At 35.2% G+C, this 24,054-nt stretch carries 20 protein-coding genes; 2 read left to right on the forward strand and 18 right to left on the reverse strand.

Features of this window, described 5'->3' with window-relative positions; genetic code table 11:
• Positions 1-193: 193 nt before the first annotated feature.
• From ACR65M_RS16385 to ACR65M_RS16395, 3 genes are all read right to left on the reverse strand, one after another.
• Positions 194-1,144 (reverse strand): DUF4145 domain-containing protein, encoded by a 951-nt coding sequence (locus ACR65M_RS16385; protein WP_440273820.1) that lies wholly within the window; start codon positions 1,142-1,144, stop codon positions 194-196.
• A gap of 119 nt (positions 1,145-1,263) precedes the next feature.
• Entirely contained in the window at positions 1,264-1,953 is a 690-nt protein-coding gene (locus ACR65M_RS16390) for a response regulator (protein ID WP_341332980.1), read from the reverse strand.
• Between the two features lie 191 nt (positions 1,954-2,144).
• Positions 2,145-3,284: a sensor histidine kinase gene (locus tag ACR65M_RS16395; protein ID WP_440273821.1), complete on the reverse strand. Its 1,140-nt coding sequence runs from the start codon at positions 3,282-3,284 to the stop codon at positions 2,145-2,147.
• A gap of 238 nt (positions 3,285-3,522) precedes the next feature.
• Between ACR65M_RS16395 and ACR65M_RS16400 the strand changes: the two genes are divergently transcribed.
• On the forward strand, positions 3,523-4,155 hold the full coding sequence (locus ACR65M_RS16400) for a YigZ family protein (RefSeq protein WP_440273822.1): 633 nt from the start codon (positions 3,523-3,525) through the stop codon (positions 4,153-4,155).
• A gap of 30 nt (positions 4,156-4,185) precedes the next feature.
• The gene (locus ACR65M_RS16405) at positions 4,186-5,214 is read left to right on the forward strand and encodes an LCP family protein (protein ID WP_440273823.1); all 1,029 of its coding nucleotides are present in this window, start codon (positions 4,186-4,188) and stop codon (positions 5,212-5,214) included.
• A gap of 29 nt (positions 5,215-5,243) precedes the next feature.
• On the opposite strand, the gene ACR65M_RS16410 is transcribed toward ACR65M_RS16405, so the two are convergent.
• The 15 genes from ACR65M_RS16410 to ACR65M_RS16480 all read right to left on the reverse strand — a co-directional run bounded on the left by ACR65M_RS16410 (position 5,244) and on the right by ACR65M_RS16480 (position 23,931).
• Positions 5,244-5,930 (reverse strand): hypothetical protein, encoded by a 687-nt coding sequence (locus ACR65M_RS16410; RefSeq protein ID WP_440273824.1) that lies wholly within the window; start codon positions 5,928-5,930, stop codon positions 5,244-5,246.
• The gene (locus tag ACR65M_RS16415; protein WP_440273825.1) at positions 5,911-7,401 is read right to left on the reverse strand and encodes an O-antigen ligase family protein; all 1,491 of its coding nucleotides are present in this window, start codon (positions 7,399-7,401) and stop codon (positions 5,911-5,913) included. Before ACR65M_RS16415 ends, ACR65M_RS16410 begins: the two co-directional genes overlap by 20 nt.
• Positions 7,402-7,546: 145 nt before the next feature.
• A complete protein-coding gene (locus tag ACR65M_RS16420) occupies positions 7,547-8,254 on the reverse strand; it encodes a DapH/DapD/GlmU-related protein (protein ID WP_440273826.1) in 708 nt (235 codons plus the stop codon).
• A 14-nt stretch (positions 8,255-8,268) separates the two neighbouring features.
• Positions 8,269-9,336, reverse strand: a complete 1,068-nt coding sequence (wecB, locus tag ACR65M_RS16425; protein ID WP_440273827.1) for a non-hydrolyzing UDP-N-acetylglucosamine 2-epimerase — start codon at positions 9,334-9,336, stop codon at positions 8,269-8,271.
• Between the two features lie 3 nt (positions 9,337-9,339).
• A complete protein-coding gene (locus tag ACR65M_RS16430) occupies positions 9,340-10,455 on the reverse strand; it encodes a DegT/DnrJ/EryC1/StrS family aminotransferase (protein ID WP_440273828.1) in 1,116 nt (371 codons plus the stop codon).
• A complete protein-coding gene (locus tag ACR65M_RS16435) occupies positions 10,452-11,699 on the reverse strand; it encodes a glycosyltransferase family 4 protein (protein WP_440273829.1) in 1,248 nt (415 codons plus the stop codon). The genes ACR65M_RS16430 and ACR65M_RS16435 overlap by 4 nt, the downstream gene beginning before the upstream one ends.
• A 31-nt stretch (positions 11,700-11,730) precedes the next feature.
• On the reverse strand, positions 11,731-12,825 hold the full coding sequence (locus tag ACR65M_RS16440; RefSeq protein WP_440273830.1) for a glycosyltransferase family 4 protein: 1,095 nt from the start codon (positions 12,823-12,825) through the stop codon (positions 11,731-11,733).
• 65 nt (positions 12,826-12,890) lie between these two features.
• Positions 12,891-14,222 carry a nucleotide sugar dehydrogenase gene (locus ACR65M_RS16445; protein ID WP_440273831.1) on the reverse strand — a complete coding sequence of 444 codons (1,332 nt, stop codon included), beginning with the start codon at positions 14,220-14,222 and terminating at the stop codon, positions 12,891-12,893.
• Between the two features lie 227 nt (positions 14,223-14,449).
• A complete protein-coding gene (locus ACR65M_RS16450) occupies positions 14,450-15,355 on the reverse strand; it encodes an NAD-dependent epimerase/dehydratase family protein (protein ID WP_440273832.1) in 906 nt (301 codons plus the stop codon).
• Positions 15,352-16,710 (reverse strand): flippase, encoded by a 1,359-nt coding sequence (locus ACR65M_RS16455; RefSeq protein WP_440273833.1) that lies wholly within the window; start codon positions 16,708-16,710, stop codon positions 15,352-15,354. Before ACR65M_RS16455 ends, ACR65M_RS16450 begins: the two co-directional genes overlap by 4 nt.
• Positions 16,676-17,950 (reverse strand): glycosyltransferase, encoded by a 1,275-nt coding sequence (locus tag ACR65M_RS16460; RefSeq protein ID WP_440273834.1) that lies wholly within the window; start codon positions 17,948-17,950, stop codon positions 16,676-16,678. The genes ACR65M_RS16455 and ACR65M_RS16460 overlap by 35 nt, the downstream gene beginning before the upstream one ends.
• A 57-nt stretch (positions 17,951-18,007) precedes the next feature.
• Positions 18,008-19,066, reverse strand: coding sequence for a glycosyltransferase family 4 protein (locus ACR65M_RS16465; protein ID WP_440273835.1), 1,059 nt, complete (start codon positions 19,064-19,066; stop codon positions 18,008-18,010).
• Positions 19,067-19,383: 317 nt separating this feature from the next.
• The gene (locus ACR65M_RS16470; RefSeq protein ID WP_440273836.1) at positions 19,384-20,883 is read right to left on the reverse strand and encodes an N-acetylmuramoyl-L-alanine amidase; all 1,500 of its coding nucleotides are present in this window, start codon (positions 20,881-20,883) and stop codon (positions 19,384-19,386) included.
• A gap of 162 nt (positions 20,884-21,045) precedes the next feature.
• A complete protein-coding gene (locus ACR65M_RS16475) occupies positions 21,046-23,031 on the reverse strand; it encodes a cell wall-binding repeat-containing protein (protein ID WP_440273837.1) in 1,986 nt (661 codons plus the stop codon).
• Positions 23,032-23,292: 261 nt separating this feature from the next.
• Positions 23,293-23,931 carry a sugar transferase gene (locus ACR65M_RS16480; protein ID WP_440273838.1) on the reverse strand — a complete coding sequence of 213 codons (639 nt, stop codon included), beginning with the start codon at positions 23,929-23,931 and terminating at the stop codon, positions 23,293-23,295.
• Positions 23,932-24,054 lie beyond the last annotated feature (123 nt).

Below are 24,054 nucleotides of genomic sequence, written 5' to 3' on the forward strand. Positions count from 1 at the left end.
TGATTCGTGTACCTCAGACCGAGGATTTGCCTTGGGCTTCCTTCAGATTCCGCGTCGCCACGGACACCCTTGCCTTTGGCTAATGGTTCGCATATCCCAACGCCCATAGCGGACTCTCACCGCCAAGTTAATGAACATGCCTGGCACACAAAAAAGGCTAACCTCATCACATGAGGAAAGCCTTCCAACTATTTTATATTACCTTTTCAGATTCTAGCACTTCTATTATTCTCTTCAACAAAAACTCTAGTTCGCCATTTGTTTGGAACGTAAATGGATATCCATAATTTGATTTAAGTTGGCCGTCTTCCTCTTTTTTCGGGAAGCGTCTTAAAGCCGTATTTTTAAGTGGTTTCGTCTGCACTTCTTCAAACAAGTTGGCTTTTTCAACTAACCAAGGATGTACAGTTATTGTTGGATTAATATTATCCAATAAATAAACAAACCCTGTTTTGAAATCATCAAATTGGAATTCAGCCGCTTTTTTTGAAAGGTTCGTAAAGTTAAAGTGGACTTTTTCAAATGTTTGTTGAAATCTGTCCAAGGGAACATGTCGCTCTTTTGTCTTTTCCGGAGAAACATGTGGTCTCTTTTCAACAACTGGTTGCTGTTTCTTTTCTTCTTTCAATTCCTTTAGTTGTTCTTCTATTTCCCTTAACTGTTGCTGTGTTTCTTTAATGTAATCGTCCATCCATTGTTTCATCACGTCTAAATCTTGTTTTTCTACAGTTGGTAATTCATATACAGGGGCACTAAATGTATGGCTTACATAGACTTCCGCGTACCATACTCCTAAGTCAAAAATGGTCCGATGTGCTTCTTTTGCTACTTCTTGGTCTATCTCAACCACTTGATGAACCGCAATATTGCCATTCTTTCTGATAAATTCTAGCTTTTTATATACGTCGTCAGAAATAATATCATGACTATATAACTTTCTAATCTTTTGTACCTGTGTGAGTGCAAATCCTTCGTTCATATTCTCTTGCTCTAGAATCATCGTAACAATTAATTCTCCGAATAAGCGTGCTTGAGTTAAAGCCACCTGTGGTTGTTCCCATAATAGAGCTTCTACCCTTAATGCTGCTTCTTCTAATTGACTTGAGAACTCTCCTATAAAATGAAATACACTATTCTTCTTCACATTATCACTTCCTATTTACTTATAGCTAAATTTTACTATAAACATCACACCATTCCCATAAAAAACAAAAAGCCAAGCTCCATCACAAGAGCTCAGCCTTCTACTTTATTCGTATTCTATTATTTAACCTCAACCCAGCCATTTTTAATTGCAACTACAACGGCTTGAGTACGGTCATTTACGTTCATTTTTTGTAGAATATTACTTACGTGGTTTTTAACCGTTTTTTCACTGATATATAGGTCGTCACCAATACCGCGGTTGCTACGTCCATCCGTTAATAACTGGAGAACCTCACATTCTCTTCTCGTTAATAGATGCAATGGACGGCGAACCTCTACTGCTGCATGAGAATGCGCTGAAACGGATTGACCACTTGCAACTGCAAGTCGACGGAATTCTTTTACTAGGTTATGCGTTACTCTTGGATGCAAGTAAGATCCACCCTCTGCGACAACTTTAACCGCTTCGACTAGAGAATCCGCATCCATTTCTTTTAATAAATAACCAGTTGCTCCAGTTTTAAGGGCATGCGTCACATAGCTTTCATCATCGTGGATGGATAAAATAATGACCTTCGTATCAGGGTAAGTGTCAATCAATTGTTTCGTCGCTTCAATCCCATTCAAGTTCGGCATATTGATATCCATGATGACAACATCAGGCTTATGCTGCTCAATGAGTGCTAGTGCCTGTTCCCCATCGTCACCCTCTGCTACGACTTGAAAGGTTGGTTCAAAATCTAGTATTCGTTTTACACCTTCGCGAAATAATTGGTGATCATCAATAATAACTATGCTTGTTTTCATAAATAACGCCTCCCCCTTTCATTTTACAATCGAGGCAATTTCGGTCAATACTCCTAAAGCAGTATTAACAGACAATATTAGTAAGATTATTCTTGTTTTTCCTATATAAATAAGCAGCTAATAGTAGTTGGACCATTTCTTGTAACGTATCATGAATTACCGAAATTTTCTCACGGATTGAAAAGGGAAAATCAAACTTCAATCGGTACTTGGATCATTACAATTGTACCAGCACCAACACTTGAATCAATGGTAAGATTTCCATCTAGTAAATCTACTCGTTCTCTCATCCCAATTAAGCCGAACGAGTCTTTTTTCTTTTCGCGAATATCAAAGCCTTTTCCATTGTCTTTTACGATAACCGTTACATGATTTCTACTTATCTCAAGCTTAACTGCGATTTCACGAGCCTCCGCATGTTTTAGTTCATTTTGGACAGCTTCCTGAACCATACGGAATAGAGCTACCTCAAACTTTGACGGAATTCTCTGCTCTGAACCAATAAATGTAAAAGAAATCGTAGTGTCTCCATTATATTCTTCGATCGTGGATAGGTACTTTTTGAGGGTAGGTACTAATCCAAGATCATCCAATGCCATCGGACGTAAGTCATAAATAATTCGACGAACCTCATACAGCGCCGACCGAACCATTTTACGCAAATCATGAATTTCCTTCACGCCTTGCTCAGGGCTTTCGCGGTAGACCTTATCGATAATTTGGGAACGCAACATCACATTCGCTAGCATCTGGGCTGGTCCATCATGAATCTCACGAGAAAGCTTACGACGTTCTTCTTCCTGCGCTTCAATGATCTTAAGTCCGAATGCCTGCTTTTGCTTGGCATCCTCTAAAATCTCGCCAACCATTTTAAAATCACTATTTAAATAATTGAGAACAACGGAAATTTGACCGACAAGATGATCCGCACGCTCAATTGTTTCATTTAGGCCTACTAGACGTCTTTCAAGCTCATCACGACGCTCGCGCAGCTGCTTTTCTTCTTGCCTTACAACAGTCAATTGCATCTGCAGGTCATGAGCCTTTTCATATGCATTGCGTATTTCCTCTTCTGAATACTTATTAAAATGGCTACTAACCTCTGAGAGCCGTTTCCTTGCAAAACGAGTATGGATTTCTAGCTTATCCACTTCATCAATAATCGTCCCAACACGTTCTTTAATTTCTTTTAACTCGTCCGTTAAACTGATAAATTCTTGGCGTGATTGCTCACCAATCCGAAAAATCTCTTCTTTACTATGATCAACGGTATGAACCATTTTTTCCAATATTGAATCCAGAACTTTACTATCAAGCCCCTTGGTGGCCATCTCTCCACCTCCATCTAAATTATATACGGATTTGTTTTTTACAGCGTTTCATAACAGTTACATTTGTATTACATTCAGCCTATGCCAAAAACAAACCATTGATGTAAAAATTATGTCGTTTTATAATAGAAGAATGGGCAAAAAATTACAGAAAAACTAGATTAGTGTCGAATTACGTCGCACTACTTTTACCAAGCCTATTTTTCGCAACAAAGCCCAGGATAGGAGGTATTTCATAATGCTTCATTCCTATTATACAGTAAAAGGGTATGGCGAGCATGAAATAAATATTCAAAAATCACGCTTTATTGCATATATTGACCGCGCTACAACCGAACTAGAGGCTCAAGAATTCATCCAAAAAGTAAAAAAACAAAACTGGGATGCAACCCATAATTGTTCCGCTTATCTCATTGGAGAAAACGATCAAATTCAAAAAGCAAACGATGATGGCGAACCAAGTGGAACTGCTGGTGTGCCAATCTTAGAAGTCCTTAAGAAAAAACATTTAAAAGATACAGTTGTTGTCATAACTAGGTATTTTGGAGGAATAAAATTAGGAGCAGGGGGACTTATCCGCGCATATGGAAAAGCAACCTCAGAAGGCCTCCAAGCAACTGGAATCGTAGAGCGCAAGCTAATGAGAATTATGCATACGAAAATCGATTACACTTGGCTGGGCAAAGTCGAAAACGAACTTCGCTCGTCCATTTACCAAATTAAAGAAATCAAGTATATTGACGCAGTAGAAATCGAAACCTATGTAGAAGAGAACCAGACACCCCAATTCACTGAATGGATGACAGAGCTAACAAATGGACAAGGAGTTATTTCTTCGGGGAATGTGGAGTATTTAGAGACAGATATGTAGTGTGACTCAGATAAATTGAGGAGAAGTGGTATGAATAAATATGAAAAAAAGAACAGAGAAGCCATTAAGAAACGAAAACGTAAAGTAAGAAGACGTAGAATCCTTGCAGTATTCCTATTGCTTTTAGTAATCATAGGTTCAGCTGCTGGATATATTCTCTATCAAACATATAATGCGGCCAAGGAATCCTATTCAGAAATCGAAAATCGTACTGATGGAAAATCAGAGCTTAGAGAAGAACCAGTTCACATATCAAATGACCCGGTTTCAATTCTACTTCTTGGTATTGAAAATTATACGGATGATTATGATAGGGGTAGGTCGGATACTATTATGGTTGCAACGTTTAACCCATCAGACCAGACTATGAAATTGCTAAGTATTCCTCGTGATACAAGGGTTGAAATCGGGGACCTTGGATACAAAGATAAAATAAATCACTCATATGCTGAAGGTGGGAAAGAGTTAACCATTGAAACAGTTGAGGGCTTTCTAGATATACCAATAGATTATTTTGTTACGGTTAACTTTGATGGCTTTATCAATATCGTTGATTTATTGGGTGGAGTTAACGTTGATGTTCCATTCAATTTTAATGATATCAACGCAAAGTGGGAAAGATTCTATTTTACTGAAGGAGAAATGGAATTAGACGGGGAAGAAGCATTAGTATATGCTCGAATGAGAAAGAAAGACCCTCGTGGAGACTTTGGTAGAAATGACCGTCAAAAACAAATTGTTACTAGTGTAATTGATAAATTATCATCACCAAAAACAATTACGAAAATTGATGATATCGCAAAAGAAATTGGAAAGAATGTAGAAACAAACATCAAAATAAGAGAAGCAATTGCGTTTAGGCAAAAGTTTTCTAATTTTAATTCTTCTCGTATTGAACAACTTTCAATCCAAGGCTACGATTTGGATATCAACTCTGTTTATTATTTTGACCCTGATGATCAAAATGTAGAGGAAATCCAAACAGAATTGAAACAGCACTTGGAGCTTTTACCTTCTGAAACGAATGATGAAACAACTTATAACGAAACAAATCAATAAAAAGAACCTCCAGAAGGAGGTTCTTTTTATTATTTTTCTTCCTTAAAAAGCTCAGGGAAGATTAAAATGACTATATTGATCATAACTCCAATTAGAAAACCTAATACAGCCCTTTGTGTTGGATTATTGCTATCTGCAGATATCACTTGGACGTCTTTATTTAAAACTGTAGACATTTGTATTGATTTAAGCTTGTCATTTAAATCATACAAAAATCTCTCTTTTGAAATAAGTTCTTCAGTAGATGCGTTTATTTCTTCTATCTCTGCAATTTTACCTTCAATGAGTGTTATTTCATCAGCTTGGACCCTATTACTTTCTTTTAAAAAGCCTTGAGTAAGTAATTCAAGTTGATTAATTACCTTAAGTTTATCTGATCCTACCATTGAAAACTCGAGAACTTTACCTGGCTTAGAACTTACTGTTAAATTTGATAATACATAATCAATATCTAAATTTAAGTTGTGTTGTTCGTCCAAATAAGTTAAAAATGCACGATTAGGAATTTGATCACGCATTAGTTCCTGATGAGTCAGACCCTCTTTTTGGAAATTACCGAGCATCACTTCAGTAGTTCCTGTATATATTACAGATGTGTTCGTCTGAAGAAAGTAAGCAATAATCGCTGTTAAAATCGGCAATAAGATAAGTAATATCGCCAATCGTTTCATTCTTTTAAAAACGTTTTTCACAAAGTCATTTTTTAAAACCAACATTGTTTTCCTCCAGTTTTGTATGACTATAATTTTGATAGAAATTAATAAAACCAATTACAAATGCAAATAGTAACCAATTATAAGGTAACGCCATCATGGAGCTTGGACTTATACTTGCTAATGCAAAAGTAATCAATCCCATTAACAATCCTTCACTAATCATCTTGATATTCGTGGTTAATGCATTTTTATAAATGTGATACAGCTTATAAATTAAACATAAGTAGATTAAAACATAAATAGTGAAAATGAGTAAACCATAGTTAACTAATATTTCTGCCCACCAATTGTGTATATTAAAATCCCCGTATGTATTAAAGACCTGGAAATGTTGCATATAATATTCGGCGTTCCCAGCTCCAACACCAAATCCAAATGTCTCTTGTAGAAAGACAAAAACATTTTTTAAAAGATTAACCCTGATTTCCACGGATCCACCCTCAGCAGAGGCCTGTCCTATATTTAAACTTGTGATTTCATGTATTACCTTCTGTAAGATAGAAAGCACTCGATTAAAGAATATCAAGATGATTACCGGTCCTGCTATTACAAATAATCTTAGTAACCCAATTTTTGTTTTCTTATCTGCAATTACCAAATACCAAATTATAAAACTGATCATTACAGCAAGTAAATTTGCGCGTGATGAGGTAACCATTATGATGTAAAAGCTTATTCCAATAAAAGCAAGCCCCGCTAAAATCGATATTACTTTCCTATAATGATTCATAAAAGCTACACAAAGAAAAACACTAATTGTTACAAAGCTAGCATAATCATTTTCATTTGTAAAAACAGCTGTCGGAATTGTTTTTTGATACGCTGATGCAGTGTATATCCGAGAAACTGGTAAATGAATCTGTAAAAAGTGATTGATTAAACCGATAAGTAAAAGGAAAACAGCCATTAATAACCATATATAATAAAAGCTTATGTAATGTTTTTCTCGAACCAAATAGGCGACTACTATAAAAATAAGCCCAATACCAAATAGAAGAAATACAATATCCTTAATACCACTTGTCAAATCTTTAACCCACATTAAAGAAATGAAAGCATACACAACCCAAAATAAAAGAAAAGTCAAAGTCCCTTTTACAAATGTATCATTTGTTAGTGAGAACTTGCTTAGATATATTTTTATAATACTTATCCCAGCTATAAATAAGAATAAGACCCGATATGGAAATAAACTAAAAGGTCCTAAATCGATTGAAACAATAGCTCCCACAAAACTGCTCATGATTAACAAATACATTAAAACGATGAAGAGTGGACTTTTATTTATGATATATTTTTTAAAAATGTATAAGCCCACCATCCCTGCAGCGACAATCAGTACTAATATAACATTTATTTTATAACTTGAGATGGAATGGATGTTAACAACATACCAACCTAACACAAGTGAGACAATAACAGAAAGGATGATTTGTGCTATCAAATTTTTTCGCTTGTGTGTTTGTTTCATCTTTGCCCCCTGTTTCCAAAAAGTATAACAAAATACTTTTATATTATTTCAAGTTATGGACAAAATATCAAGGAGATATCACAATTCATAATAAATATCTAAAGAAAAAGTCACAAAATGATTGCATTTGTGACTTTTTCCTTTTTTATTGATTTTTTAATAGCTGACTTTCTGGGACATTGCGCAATTTCTTAGCTGGTGCACCAATAACCAACGCTTCTTGCTCTACATCCTTCGTCACTAAACTCCCTGCACCAACAGCACCGTCTTCATGAATGACCTTTCCTGGAAGTACAGTTACGTTAGCTCCAATACGACCGCCTTTTTTAACAGTTATACCTTTGAACTTACCTAATCGTTCTGCGGATCTGGCCATATAATTATCATTTGTTGTAACAACGCACGGTGCGATAAACACATAATCTTCAAGTGTTGAATAGGCAGTAATATAACAATTAGTTTCTAGCTTACATTTCACTCCAATTGTACAATCATTTTCAACAGCTACACCGCGGCCAACGATAGTCCGATCACCAATTGTAACTCTCTCACGAATTGTGGCTAGGTCTGCTACAAATACGTCATTTCCTATCGTTGCATTCGCATAAATAATGGAAGATGTTCCAATCGTACAGCCTGACCCTATAATTGTAGGAGGAAGTTCTCCAACCTCTGGCAGGATTGAATTCTTTGCTCTAGCTGGCATTTTACCAATCACAACATTGTCCTGTATGACAACATTATCTCCAATTTTTACACCTTCATAGATAATCACATTGTTACCAATCCGAACATTCTGCCCAATTTCTACATTATCCTTTATAAGGACATTGTGTCCTTTTTCTAATGACATAAGGTCACCTTCAATCAAAGAAAATTTTTAATATACTCAACTATTTTTTCAGAAGCTTTTCCATCACCATACAAGCCCTCAACATATGGCTTTTCCTCATATGAATCAACTAGTTCTCTCAAATCATCGTTAATTGGATTTACTAATGTATTCCAACCTACGTTGACTGTCTCAACCCATTCAGTTTGATCTCGCAATGTAAAACAAGGTACTTTAGCAAAGTAAGCTTCTTTTTGAACTCCTCCTGAATCAGTTACAATCGCACTTGCATTGGATTCAAGGAAAAGCATCTCCAAGTAAGGTGCAGGCTCGATGATCTTAATTGTAGTTGAATGTTCAACGAGATCAAATAACCCCTGTTCTTTTAGCTTCTTTTCCGTTCTTGGATGTAACGGCAAAATAACCTTCTTACTTAATTTATTTAAAGACATAAAGATCGCTTTAAGTCTGTCTGGATCATCAGTGTTTTCAGCACGGTGGATAGTGGCTAAGATGAACTCTTCATTAATACCGAAATCCTCAATTTTATGAATTTCTTGAGCTATTTTCGCGTTATAAATAACTGCATCGTACATGACATCTCCGACATTATGAACGCCACTAGATATTCCCTCTGTTGCTAGATTCTTAACAGCAACTTCCGTCGGTGCAAATAATAACGAAGAAACATGATCAGTTAGTACACGATTTATTTCTTCTGGCATAATTCTGTTAAAGCTCCTTAACCCTGCTTCAATATGGAAGATTGGGATATGAAGCTTACTAGCAGCGATAGCAGCTGCTAGAGTTGAGTTTGTATCACCATAAACTAGAACAGCATCAGGTGCTTCCTTTATAAGCACTTCCTCAATTTTTATAATCATCTCACCGGTTTGTGCACCGTGATTTGCCGAACCAACTCCTAAATTATAGTCAGGCTTCGGAATATTTAATTGCTCAAAGAAAACACCTGCCATTTTATGGTCATAGTGTTGGCCAGTATGAACCAGTACCTCTTTAAAAGATTGTCGCAACACTCGAGAAACAGGAGCCACCTTAATAAATTGTGGACGAGCGCCTACAACTGTAACAATTTTTTTCATTTCCTACTCCCCTTTATAAAAGCTAGCGATTTTGCTCACAACATATTCTTGCTGTTCAATCTTTAATTCAGGGAACATCGGTAATGATAAAGCCTCCTGACATGCCTTTTCAGTTTCAGGTAAATCTCCTTCGTTATAACCAAGATTTGAGAATACTGGCTGAAGGTGAAGTGGTTTTGGATAATAAATCATCGTTTCTACTCCCTGTTCCTTCAGGTATGCCTGTAGCTCATCTCTTCGCTCAACACGAATGGTATATTGATGGAAAATATGATGACAATTTTCATCCTGATAAGGGGTTATTACCTTATCACCTAACTTTTCATTTAATAATTGGGTATAGTTGTTTGCCTTTTCTCGACGAAGATTATTCCATTCATCAAGATGCGGAAACTTAACATTTAAAATTGCTGCTTGGAGCTCATCCAAACGGCTATTATAGCCTAAAACATGGTGATAATACTTTGGCTTACTTCCATGTACACGAATAACGCGCATGCGCTCAGCAATTTCTGCATCGTCCGTTACAATCATCCCTGCATCGCCATAAGCTCCCAAGTTTTTAGTTGGAAAAAAGCTATAGCAAGCTGTAGTTCCTAACTCACCAACTGATCTTCCTTTATATTGAGCACCGATTGCTTGTGCAGCATCTTCAATGATAGCAAGGTTATGCTTTTTAGCAATCTCTACAACTGGATCCATATCTACCATTTGACCATAAAGATGAACCGGTATAATGGCTTTTGTTTTTTCCGTAATTGCTGCTTCAATTTTAGAAGGGTCGATGTTAAAGGTCTTTGGATTAATATCAACAAAAACAGGTTTTGCGCCAATACGTGCTATTGCTCCTGCCGTTGCAAAGAAAGTAAATGCCGGAGCAATTACTTCATCTCCTTCTTCAATACCACAGCCTAAAAGCGAAATATGTAATGCATCACTACCATTCGCTACACCAACGCCGTAGCCGACATTACTATATTTAGCAACATTTTGTTCTAAACTTTTCACATTGTCTCCAAGGATAAAATGCGCTTTTGACATAACATTATCAAGTGCTTCACTAATTTGTCCTTTTAAACCTTGATACTGTTCAGTTAAATCTAGCATAGGTACTTTCATGATTCAATTCCTCTTTTCTCCACAGTGTTAGTGTTTAATTGACATATGTCTAGAAACTTGTTAGCTAATTTTTTTATATCATGATTTTCAACAAGATATTTATAGCTACTTTCTTTAATACGCTCTTTATCTTCTGTTGATAAATTGAGCAATTCATTTATTCCATTGGCCATTGCCTCCGCATTTTCTGGTTCTACAGTAATACCGGCATTTGCGTTGTCAATAATATTATTTAATACATTGCCAGCAAATAGTACGGGCTTTCCAACCAATAAATAATCATTTAGTTTATTTAAACTGATTCCGTATTTATACAAAGGAGTATTTAACATAGAGACCACTAAAACATCAGCCATTGAAAGAGTGGATAGAACCTCGTGTTTCGGAATGCTATCGAAAAAGTAAACATGATCAAATTCTTTAGCCATTGCTTTTAATTTAGGTTTCTCAGGTCCTTCTCCTACAAAAACATATGCAACCTGTTCACTCGGTATATAAGCGGCACTCTCTACAATTGTTTCGAGAGAATTTGCCATACCGTGTGCACCAACATACATAGCTACCTTTCCGTGCTTCTCCTTGATTTTATTTATCTCGTCAGAATGAGATGGTTTCTCGCTTAACTCCTGTTCACGTTCTAGATTGATTCCGTTGGGAATGTAATAAATTTTACTTTTATCAATTCCAAAGCTACTTATGTAATCTACAGCGCCAGGCAACGTAACAATAATTCGATCAGCCCGTTTATATACAAATTTCTCAATTGCTCCAAACATTATTGCTGCCGGATGCCTCTCTGACATCGAGCCGAAATCAATTAAAGTTCTCGGCCATAAATCTCGTATTTCAACGATATATGTCGCCTTTTTCCATTTACTTAAATAATATCCTGCTAAACAAGCGAATAAATGGACAGAAGAACCTACAATAGCATCAGGTTTCTCCTTCTTTTTTAAACCACGGAAAATGGACATAAAAAAGTAACTAATCATATTTATAACTCTCCTGACTCCATTTCCTCTATACGGAAACGTCCACAGCCATTCGAATAAAACACCATTCACGTTTTCTTGGTAATTTTTCCGGTTAGGATCTCGCCATTTAAACATATAGGCTAAAAAACTACTAGCAAAAATGGTGATATCATGCCCCTGTTGCTCTAAAACCTTTGAAATATCATAATGCCTTGTAATACCACTTTCATTAGGTTTTAGCGCAACATGGTTTAGAATCCATATCTTCAAAAGAGATTACACCACCTCTATTGTTCAATTTTTAGATTGATTCATATAAACGAACTAACTTTATACTTTCTTGCTCCCAATTATATTGTTGTTCTATGGCTTGTCTACCATTGACACCCATTTGCTTTGCTTCTTCTGGATGCTCCACAATCCATGAAATTGCTTCTGCAATAGCATTCGGATCTAATGGATTCACACAGATTCCGCAATTATTTCCTTCTATTATTTGTTTCCATAAATCGAAATTAGACGAGATTACTGGAATCCCCGCCGACATGTATTCAAACATTTTATTTGGCTGCGCATTAATATGGTTTGGCTTAGGATGGAATAAAACAAGTCCTGAATAAGAATTAGAGAGTGTTTCTGCAACTTTTTCTCTACTTACAAAGCCTAAGTCAATTACATTTTTCCAACCCTCAGTAGTCATTAGGTTATCTTTTAAAGAAGGAGGAGAAAACTTCCCACCAACAAACAGCTTCGCATTGGTTTTACCAATGGCTTCAACCATTTCTTTAGCGCCTCGTATTTCATTTATTCCACCAATATAGCAAACAGCCTTAGTTTTCTGTGACCAATCCGTTTCAGCTATATAAAGTTCACTAAGAACGGGATAATTATTTACATTAACAGCGTTACAGCCAAGATTAACAAAACGCTCTGTTATATATGGTGTTGCACCAACAATGGCAGAAAATCGTTTTGCAGCAAAGTTCTCGAATTTTTCAAATGTCCATGAAATAATCCCCCTTAAAGCCTTTGGTATCCAAGCCTTTGAAAGAATTTGACGTGGAACATCTTCATGAACGTCATATATTACTTTTTTTCCTTTGAATTTTAATAATAATCCAAAAGGAAGTAGTTCTGGATCGTGGAAATGGTAGACATCCGCATCTTGTTTTAACGCTGTCTTATACACACTCACAGTTGTTTTTAACATTCTTGATAATTTACCTTTAATATTGGACTTTACCCCAATAATATGTACACCCTTATCTGTTTCTGTTTCAGCGTTAGCAACAACTAACGATACGTCATGTCCAGCTTTCGCTAATGATTGGCTCTCTTTGATAAATATACGAATATCCTTCGCCGGATGAGCTGACGTAAAATGACAAACCTTCATATAAAAATCCACCTCATATATCATAACGTGCATAAACCAGACCAAAATAGGTCTGGCTTACACTTTTACAAACGGTAATATTTTGCGTGATCAGTTGAAAACTCTTTAAGAGCATTTCTAGTATCAAAAATCACCTTAGATTTTTCAGCAATTAATTCATAATCAAAAGCCGTGTGGTTAGTTGTAATAATAACTAAATCAGCTTCTTCTAGCAATTCTTCATTCAACTGTAACGGTTCAATTGTTCTTCCATTTAATCTAAACGAAGGAACATGTGGATCAACTACTTTAAAGTCAGCGCCAGCTTTTTCAAGTTCATCAAGGATTAATAATGCTGGAGATTCCCTTACATCATCAATATCTTTCTTATAAGCTACACCTAAAACAAGTACCTTTGAACCGTTGAGAGCCTTTTTCTCTTTATTAAGTATTTGCATACAACGATCAATAACGAAGTCAGGCATGCTGTTATTAATTTCTCCAGCTAGTTCAATAAGTCTTGTATGATAGTTATACTCTCTTGCTTTCCATGTTAGATAGAATGGATCGATTGGAATACAGTGTCCCCCAAGTCCTGGTCCTGGATAGAACGGCATGAAACCATATGGTTTTGTTGCAGCAGCATCAATTACTTCCCATACATCAATGCCCATCTTATTACATAAAATTGCCATCTCATTTGCTAATGCAATGTTAATATGTCTAAAAGTGTTTTCAAGTATTTTCTCCATCTCAGCAACTGCTGGACTTGAAACCTGATGTACATCCCCTTCTAAAACATTTGAATACATAGCCGCAGCTATTTGAGTACATGCAGGTGTAATCCCACCTACTACTTTAGGCGTGTTTTTCGTATTATAAAATTTATTCCCTGGATCAACTCGTTCAGGTGAATATGCTAAGAAAAAGTCTTCTCCACAAACCAAACCTGTTCCCTCGAATATTGGCTTTAATACCTCTTCAGTAGTACCAGGGTAGGTTGTACTTTCAAGTACGATTAACATTTCTTTATGCATATATTTTGCAATTTCCTTACCAGAACTTTCAACATATGAAGTATCCGGCTGTTGATATGTGTCAAGTGGTGTTGGAACACAAATAGCTACTGCGTCTACCTCTTGAATTTTAGAATAATCTGTAGTTGCAACTAGTTTACCATCTGCAGTAAATTCTTTTAGTTCTTCATCAACAACATCACCAATATAATTAATACCTTGATTAACCATATCAACTCTTTTTTGTTGAACATCAAACCCAATTACACGATAACCTGCTCTTGCTTTTTCTACCGCAAGAGGGAGACCAACATAACCCAAGCCAACTACACCAATTGTAGCTTGGCGATTTTCTATTTTGTTTAAAAGCTCACGACCATTTTCATTAAGCTGTACTGACATTTAAAGGACCTCACTTTTTTATTAAGAAATCAATTATCTTGATACAGATAATTTATCTATTCCTTATTCTATACTACAAAATTCGTAGTAAATTGATAAATTTTGACCCTATTCGATAAAGAATGGGGGCCAACATATATTTTAAAGGTTTTTACTAAAATTACAATTATTTTCACTGAAAGTTGTTTTACATCTTCATTACAGTTTTATTAATTTTTATATTATTATTATTCCATTACTTTCAAAGTTAATGCTAATCCTTCTTCAATTGAAAAAGCAGGCTCCCATTTTGTTAATTCTTTATATTGAGAATTATCTAGTGAACTTCGATAAATATCACCCTCGCGTTCTTCCTTATAATGGGGGCTAATTTCCATTTGCATCAATTTCGTTATTGTTTTATATAACTCATTAACTGATAATTCAGTATTAGAGCTGATATTATATGTTCCACTTTTAGCATTAAGTGCATGCAAATGAGCTCTAGCGATATCTTCAACATAAATAAAATCTCTCGTTTGAGAACCGTCTCCGTATATGGTTAAAGGTAGTCCAGACAAAATATTTTCAATAAATATTTTAACTACCCCACCTTCACCTTTTTCAGATTGTTTTGGCCCATATACATTCGCATACCTTAAAATGATATGGTCTATATTATTTTGCTCGCAAAACGTCTCGATATAATATTCACTTGCCATTTTTGAAATTCCATATGGAGAAGTTGGTGCTAATTTCTCATCTTCCTTAATTGGAAGGCTTTCATTATCTCCGTAAACGGCCGCGGTGGACGCAAAAATGATTCGCTTAACATTATTTGATTTTGCAAATCTGAGAATATTTAAAGTGCCTTCAATATTAATATGCATGTCATAAACCGGATCTTTGACTGAATCAGGTACACTCGTCTGGGCTGCTAAATGAATAATCGTATCAATATTTTTCAAATATTGATTGCTTATTTGATTGATTTCTCTTATGTCCCCTTCAACCAAACAGTCATCAAATTGGATATTTTCACGACTACCAGTAATAAAGTTATCAAAGATAACAACATTATGGCCTTCTTTTTTCAGCAGTTCTTTTGTATATGTTCCAATAAAACCGGCACCACCAGTTAGTAATATATTCACGAGGATCCCTTCCTTGCTACGTTAACACGTATTTTTTTCTGAATCACTTTAAGCAAAGCTTTGTATAATACAATATCTTCTTTTTGAATCAGTAACAATTTACCATACGATTGACTACTGATTTTTTTAAATATAATTAGTTTAATAATAAAGCTTATAAAATAGGTTATCGTTGTTGCATAAGCAGATCCCATAATCCCAAATTGTGGAATGAGAAGGATATTTAATACAACATTCATAATTACATTAAAGATCGATGTATACATATTAATTTCTGGCTTACCACGACCCGCTATATCATTTGAAAGTATCTTTTCGACTGATAGAAAAATGATTCCAATCATAATAACTTTTAATACATCGGAACTTTGTATATATTCACTACCAAAGAATAGACCAATTACGAAATCAGATACGATTAATAGTGCTATGGAAGCTAAAATCGAAATCAGAAGTACATTCCTGCTCACAATTGAAGTCAGTCTATTTCGTGCCTCTTCTGTATCCTCAGAGGCTATTTTAGGAAACAAAACACTTGAAATTGCTGTCGATACCATTGTGATCCGCTCTCCTACATTCACCGCAACCGTGTAAATCCCGACTGCAGCAGGAGAAAGGAAATATCCAACAATAAATACATCCAATCGGTAATTTAAAAAAGTGGCAAGATTACTTACATATGCCTTAAATCCATAATCGACCGATTCCTTTAAATAGGGTCTTGAAAACTCACCTGATGATAAACTTAATTGTTTTTTCTTAAGTAACAAATATAAGATAACAAAGACAGTTGTAATATTCCCTAATACAAAGCCTATAATAGCGCCTATTAGCCCATAATCAAGAACAATGATAAATAATGAGATAAACCCTAATATGGCAAACTGATTGATAATCATCAATGTATTATAGCTCTTAAAATCCTGTAAGCCGTGAAATATCGTTTGGAGAAATTCCTTTAAAAAGATAAATGGAATGGAAAATAAGACCATGTATAGTAACGAGTTTTCAACTCCTTCAAATAAAGCCTCAGAGAAGAAAAAAATAACTACGAGTCCTACTACAACTGCAATCAAACTTAATAGAATTCCGACTAATATGTTTGTTTTAAGGACGGTCTCCAAAAGAAATTTGTTTTTACTAACAAAATAAATCGTAGATGTATTAATCCCAATACTAATAAACATCATGAGCATCATAGGCAATAGTGTTACAAGAGAATATTTACCTTGATCAACCGGCCCTAGGAAACGAGTTAACACCACCAGCAAAAGTATTCCAATTCCAATATTCATGATCTGCCTAGTCAACGTAATGATGCTATCTGAGATAAACTTTTTGTTGTTGGCTTTCATTTGCATTCTCCAATATGTTTTCTAATCTTGTTGAGAAATCTTGATAGTTAAGTACCGCATTAAATCTAGTGTTCCATATAGTAAATGCAGAAGTGCTTTTTTTCTGTTTTTCGGTACTTGGTAAACTTCTGTATTCTGTAATATAATTCGCTAAACTTTCGGGAGTTATATCTTTTTCAATTAACTTCCCGCTGCTAGAATCTACGAGTTCCGAGGTTCCTCCTACATCAGTTGCCATGACTGGAATACCACAGCTAAATGCTTCCATAATCGAGACAGGAATCCCTTCACTCTCACTAACATTAACAAATAAATCCACCGCTTCTTTTTGATAGTTCTCTAAGACTTCTGTATTTGAAAGATTCCCCAAAAACCTAACCTTACAATTTGGAGGAAGCATGTTTGCCTTTTCTTTTAACTCTTCTTCAAGTGGGCCACCACCAATATGTCTCCATTCAACCTGAAAGTCAACTAACTTAAGTGCTTCAAGGAGTAAATGAAGCCTTTTGACAGGCACCATATACGAACAGGTAACGATTCTGAAAATGTTGTCATCAGAAAATGCAGCTTTTATATTTTTGTTTAATGTACCCAGCCTACTTATTTCCAACACTGATCCGATCGTTTGGTCCCTTTCGTATAAATAATCATAACCATTTTGCGAAATTAAAAATAATTGATTCAGCTTATGAATGACATTGAATTGAAAAGGAATATAAGCAGGACTATAACGTTCCATATACAAGTCTCCACCATGTGCTCTTGAAACAACAGGAATACGGATATTCTCTTTTAGCATAACTGCACCTAATGCTCCAGGATTTTGCCAATACGAATAGATTATTGTTTCCCCTGATTCTAATTGGAGTTCTTTTTTTATGGAATCTTTAACGACCTTTGCAATACTTAACCAATTTACAGCGTTAATAAATCCCTTTATTCCATGCTTTTTAACGAAAGGTAATTCTCGAGACAACCACTTCATACTTTGAGTGTCAAAAAGGGTACTAATGATCCTCTTACCCCTTTTAAGGGTACCTTTATGGTCAAAATCATTCAAAAAATGAATCGAAGCGTTTGATGGTATTTTTCTTGTCTGTCTTGCTGAACCTTTAGATATATTTATCGGAAATATGTGTATCTCATCAAAGGCCTGACTAAGAAACGGAATTTCCGTCTCCAAAAATGCTTCACTTTGATTAAATGGATACTGATGAGTTAACAAAATTAGTTTTTTCATTATTCTAACTCCTGCTCCTTAATTAAAAAAACCGTTGGTGATAATGTCACAAACGGTTTAATGCTTTTCGAAAACTCGACGATACATCTTTAGAAATGGCTTATACCCCTCATTAACAAGACCGATTATTTCTGCAATAATCTGGAAGAAAATTAGCAGACCAGCCACAATTAACAACGAACCCCATAATGTTGCCGATTCAAAAACAATTGCACATATACTAAATAAAATTCCCATCGCATAAATAATCAATACTGTATTACGATGTGAGAAGCCCAAGGCTAAGATACGATGGTGTAAATGAGACTTGTCTGGGGCTGCAATTGGCTTCTTATTGACTATACGACGTATAATCGCAAAGGTTGTATCGAAAATAGGAACACCTAAAATAAGAATCGGAACAACAAAACTAAATAAAGTTACGCTTTTATATAAACCCAATAACGAAAGTATGGAAATTGAATATCCAAGGAAAAGTGCGCCAGTGTCCCCCATAAATATCTTGGCAGGATGAAAATTATAAAACAGGAATCCGATTGTACTTCCTAATAAGATTAAAGCCAACGGCAGAATCATACCCTTACCAGCAATACCTGCCATAATTGCAATAGTTGCAATACCAATTGAAGATATACCCGCTGCTAGTCCATCCAAACCGTCAATTAAATTAATCGCATTAGTGATCGCTACTATCCAAAATATAGTTACTGGTATAGCCCATATGCCTAAATTAATTTTTTCAACAAAGGGTATACTTATAAAATCAATTGTTAATCCCGTACTTACAATAATACCTGCAACACCAATTTGCCCAATAAATTTTACTTTTGCAGACAATTGGTATTTATCATCGAGAATTCCAATAATAATAATTATAAGAGCTCCCAATATAATTCCGGTCATTTTTTCCTTATAAAGACCGCTTGCAAAAAATCCAACAAAAACGCCGATAAAAATAGCTAATCCTCCGAGACGAGGCATCACTTTCTGATGAACCTTTCGATGATTTGGCTTATCAGTTGCTCCTATCTTTATGGCAAGTTTTATAACAAACGGAGTCACTATTAGGACAGTTATAAAAGATGCGAGAAACGCTATTATTAAACGAATGTCCATTGGAAGATCTCCTTTAAAATCATTTTCAAATTCTTAAATTAGTGTATCATATTCCTAAAATATTTCAATTTAAGTTTTTGTTGTTCAATCGTAATACTATCATTGTCATGCTTCTATTATTTCCTTAATATATCAAGGTTAGAAGTGTTAATTCATTACATTTTTGACTTACATTTAATAAGACGACTTTTTTACAATTTCGTTACATATTCGTTAAAGAATTTTAGTTAAATCATTTTTTAATACTTAACCCATCACTTAATTTATTTCGATAATAAAACAAACAGAACCTTTAATGATCTGTTTGTTTTATTATCTTATTTTTTTCCGTAATAGTTGAGAATACCTTGATAAATTGCATTGGTTGCTTTTTCTCGATACGCTGCGCTTGCTAGTTTTTTAGCATCGTTCTGATTTGTGATGAAGGCTACTTCTACAAGAACACTAACCATAGTCGTTTCTCTAATTACCTTAAAATTACCTTCTTTCACACCACGGTCAGTAGTACCTAGCTGTTTTACTAGCTCTTTTTGTATTTCCGTAGCTAATTCTTTACTTTCCTTACCGGCATATGTGTCATTCCAGTATGTCTCTGTACCGTTTGCCGAGCCATTTGAAAAAGCATTATTATGGATACTAATAAATGCATTTGCTCCGATATCATTCGCAGCTTTTACTCTATCATCTAAAGTAACGTATTTGTTAGTAGCACGGGTCATAACAACATTTACACCTGCAGCTTCAAGTTTAGGTTGAAGTCGTTTGCTAATATCTAACACAATATCGCTTTCCTTAAGACCATTTCCAATTGCACCTGGATCTGTTCCACCATGTCCAGCATCTACAACAATTGTTAATCCCGCCAGTTTACCAGATAATTGTGCAACTATTTTTTGAGGAACAGAACCAAGTCCGCCGAGTACAACATAACTAGAAATTTTACGTTCATTTATTATTTTTTTTGTTGGATCTGGTATTTTGTCGCTCCTAGTTAATAAAATCGGAGCATTTTCTTTTGCAGCTAGTACAGAACCTGTAAGTGCATCAGCGAAAGTTGCGCCTGTTGCTAAGTAAGCTTTTCCAGTTGGTAATTTTAACTGTCTAATGATATTTGCGGCTACTTCATACCGGTCTTTCCCTGAAATCCTCATCGGATTTGGCAGTTGACTATATACAGTCTTACTTACACTCGCCTCTCCACCAACAACTATTGTACTTGAAACACTACGAGAACTTAGTGCTTGTTTTGTTACTTGGGGCATAGCCTTGGGTCTCGTTAGTAAAATTGGAATTTTGTTTTGAGATGCATAAGGGGATATTGCAAGTGCGTCTGGAAAGTTTAATCCATCAGCAATAACAGCCTTTTTATTCCCTGGCAACTGCTTTGCAACATTTGCGGATACTTCAAAACGGTCTTTTCCGTTAATACGTGTAACCTCTTTAATTCCCATTTTGCGTAGCTCATTCAACACAGAATCAGCTATACTTCCTGGTCCACCTACTACAACAACCCGATTCGGTTTAAGTCTAGCAATCTCTTTTTTTGTAACATCTGTTAATTTATTGTTGTGGGTTAGTAGAACTGGAGCATTATAGTGATAGGCTAACGGTCCAGACGTAAGAGCATCGGCATAAGCATTATAGAATGCAAGAATAACAGTGTCAGACTGCGCTGGCCATCCCTTTTGAGATAGATTTACTGCAACTCGAAATCTATCTTTCCCGTCTATTCGTTCGGCCGTACCACTAGCTAGGGTACTATTTGCAAACAAAAGTAAAAGAAACGGAAGAACTAGTAATATTAAATATTTTTTCAACTTTCGATACCTCCAATATAAAACGTCTATCGACAATATACCAAAACATTCCTTCTTTTTCATCAAATTCCGCGATTTATTTTCAAAAAAGTAATCTATTAAATCTTGTTCACATAAAAAAAGTGTAGACTTACGCCTACACTTTTCCAATCGAATTTATCATTATTTTATTTCTTTACTTCCAAGCGCTTTATCAATTTTATACATATGACCTGCTACTCTAGAACCCCAATTTGGGTCAGATGCATACCAGACATTGATTCCACTACCCTTATTTCCAGGATAAGGGCCACTATACTTCCAGCTATTAGGATTCGTATATCCATTTTTCATATAATCCAATGCGAATGCTTTGATACTATCTTCAAAGCTAGCAAATTTTTTAGCATTCGTTCCGGGATCTATGTCGGTTGCTTCAATACCAAACAGGTTATTCTTTTCAGTTGCAATATCACTTACCCCCCATGCACTTTCATGAATGGCTGCACCTAAGATGAATAATGCATTAATCCCGTAATCCTCTTGTGCTTTAAACATTGCATCAATAACCTTTTCATCTAATAAAGGACTTTTCCTACCTTCTTTTTTCTCCCAGGTTGCACGTTCCTGACTAGATTTTACAAAAGACAGAAATTGTTCTTTTGTATATTGTGTTTTTGAAGTAATTGAAGCAAATTGGAAATATTGTTTTTGTGTTCCTACTTGCTTGTTACTTGAATTAAAGAAAGTAAATCCATCCCAACTATAGTAGCGTTGTCCACCCGCCATAAACGAAGGAGCCTTCCCAATAACCGTTTTGACATTGTTTACAACATGATTCAATTCTCCGTTAATAGATTCATAGTGTGATCTATTAGCATTCATTACAACAGGAGGGTACATTTTAACTTCTGACTGCTTAACCCATCCAATTTTATCTGCATACTGAACTTTAACCTTTTTGGCATCAGCTTCTATGAACTTTAATTCAGCTCCTGGCGCTACATACGTGCTTCTTTGCCAATCATACATTTGTGAACCATAATACAAGTTTACAGTTGTATTGCCATATGATGGGGCAGCTTTAACTAATCCGCTCGTCATGTTAACAATTTTGTTTCCAAAAACGACTACTTGATTGGAATTCGATAGTGGCACCTGATCAAAGCTAGAGTAGTTCTTTGGATTAATAGTTAGTGTACCGTTAGAAGCAACTGTTGCTAAACGATAGCTAACAAGCTTTTCCACAATATCTTGTGGAACTGAACCAGTTCCTCCTAATACAGTTAAGTTAAACATTTGTTTCTCAAAAATCACAGATTGAATAGATTCAGGGATATATGTTGGACTTGATAATAACATCGGTGCATTGTTTTTCGCAGCCAAAACAGAACCAGTTAAGGCATCTGCAAACGTAGTTCCAGTTGCTACAAATGCTTTATCGGTATTATAGCCTAATTGTCTTACGATATTCGACGCGACATCATATCGATTTTGTCCACCAATTCTTGTTGGATTTTTCAATTTATTGAAAACTGCTTTAGAAACACTACCTTCGCCCCCGATAACGAGAGTATTACTAAAACTAGCAAGTGCGTCTACTGTCTCTTTCGGAAGTGCAGCTGTACGCGTTAGAAGAATTGGATAACCGTTTTTTGCGGCATAAGGAGCAATTGCTAACGCATCAGAAAAATTCAGACCATCTGCAATAATTGCCTTTGAACTACCTTTAAATTCTTTTGCAATATTTTTAGCGACCTCAAAACGGTCATGACCATCAAACCGAACAATACTAGTTACACCATTAGCCTTTAATTGATTGACTACCTTGTTAGAGACACTTCCAGTACCCCCAACTACAATAACCTTCTTTGCTTTTAATCGTTTAATTTCTTTCTTTGTAACCTCAGTTAGATTATCCTGATGAGTTAATAGGATAGGCGCATTATTTTTATATGCTAGAGGTGCTGCTGAAAGAGCATCAGCATAAGCATTATAAAACGATAAGACAACAGTATTGGATGTTGTCCAGCCCTCTTTTGAAACATTTACAGCTACCTCGAATCGATCTTTTCCATCGAGACGGGTAATTGTTGTATCTGCAGATACTGATTCTACGCCTATTAAAAGCAAGAACGTTACTACGATTAAAGATATAATTTTACGCAAAAACTTGTCCCCCTCATAAATAGTTAGAGAAAAAAAGGTCTAAAGTAATCTAAGACTCTTTATTTTTCTCATACTTACTCTATTAAAAAACTTATCAAAAATTGTCAGCTAGGTAAATAGATAAATAGAATATTATCGAATATTGACTGAAAAGATTATTTTTTGCAAATAAAAAAACTGTATAGAAAAACTCTACACAGTTCATTCGTTACCCTTTTTCAGTAAAAATTATTTTATATTGCATACCTGATATAATTCCCTTTATGATTGTCGGTAAACCCTTTGTTTAGGCTCAATACTATTTTCTGAATCTATTTGAGTTCCCTCATGTACCCCATTAGATTGAATCACATTCATAATCGTTTTTATTAGTATTTTTACATCTAATAAAAACGAAAGATTTGTAACATATTCGCTATCGAAAGCAACTTTTTCTTTTATAGAAATTATATCTCGACCATTCACTTGTGCTAGTCCAGTTAATCCTGGTTTCACTTTATAAACTCCATAATGTTCACGTTTTATAATCAATGCCTTTTCATCTCTTATGACAGGTCTCGGACCTACAATACTCATATCACCCTTAATAATATTCACTAATTGTGGGAGTTCATCAAGACTTGATTTACGCAAGAACTTCCCTAATTTAGTTATGTGTTGTTCAGGATTAGTAAGCAGTGATGTTGGCATATTCTGTGGTGCATCCACCTTCATCGATCTAAACTTCAATATATAAAATTCCTTTCTATCTTTCCCTACACGTGCCTGCTTAAAGAAGACAGGTCCTTTAGAATCTAGTTTTATTAATAGGGAGATTAGTAGAAATAGCGGAATTAACAATAACAATGCAGTCATTGAGAGAATAATATCCAAAAACCTTTTAAAAAATTGATTATACACTCTCGTTGTTCACCTCACCATTTTTGCTAAATTATTTATCATCATTTAGTAACATTTATTATTCTTAAACATTCTTGTCAAGTAAAACAATACAACATCTTGATTATCTTAGCAAATTACAGT

The organism is Ferdinandcohnia sp. SAFN-114 (assembly GCF_059415045.1).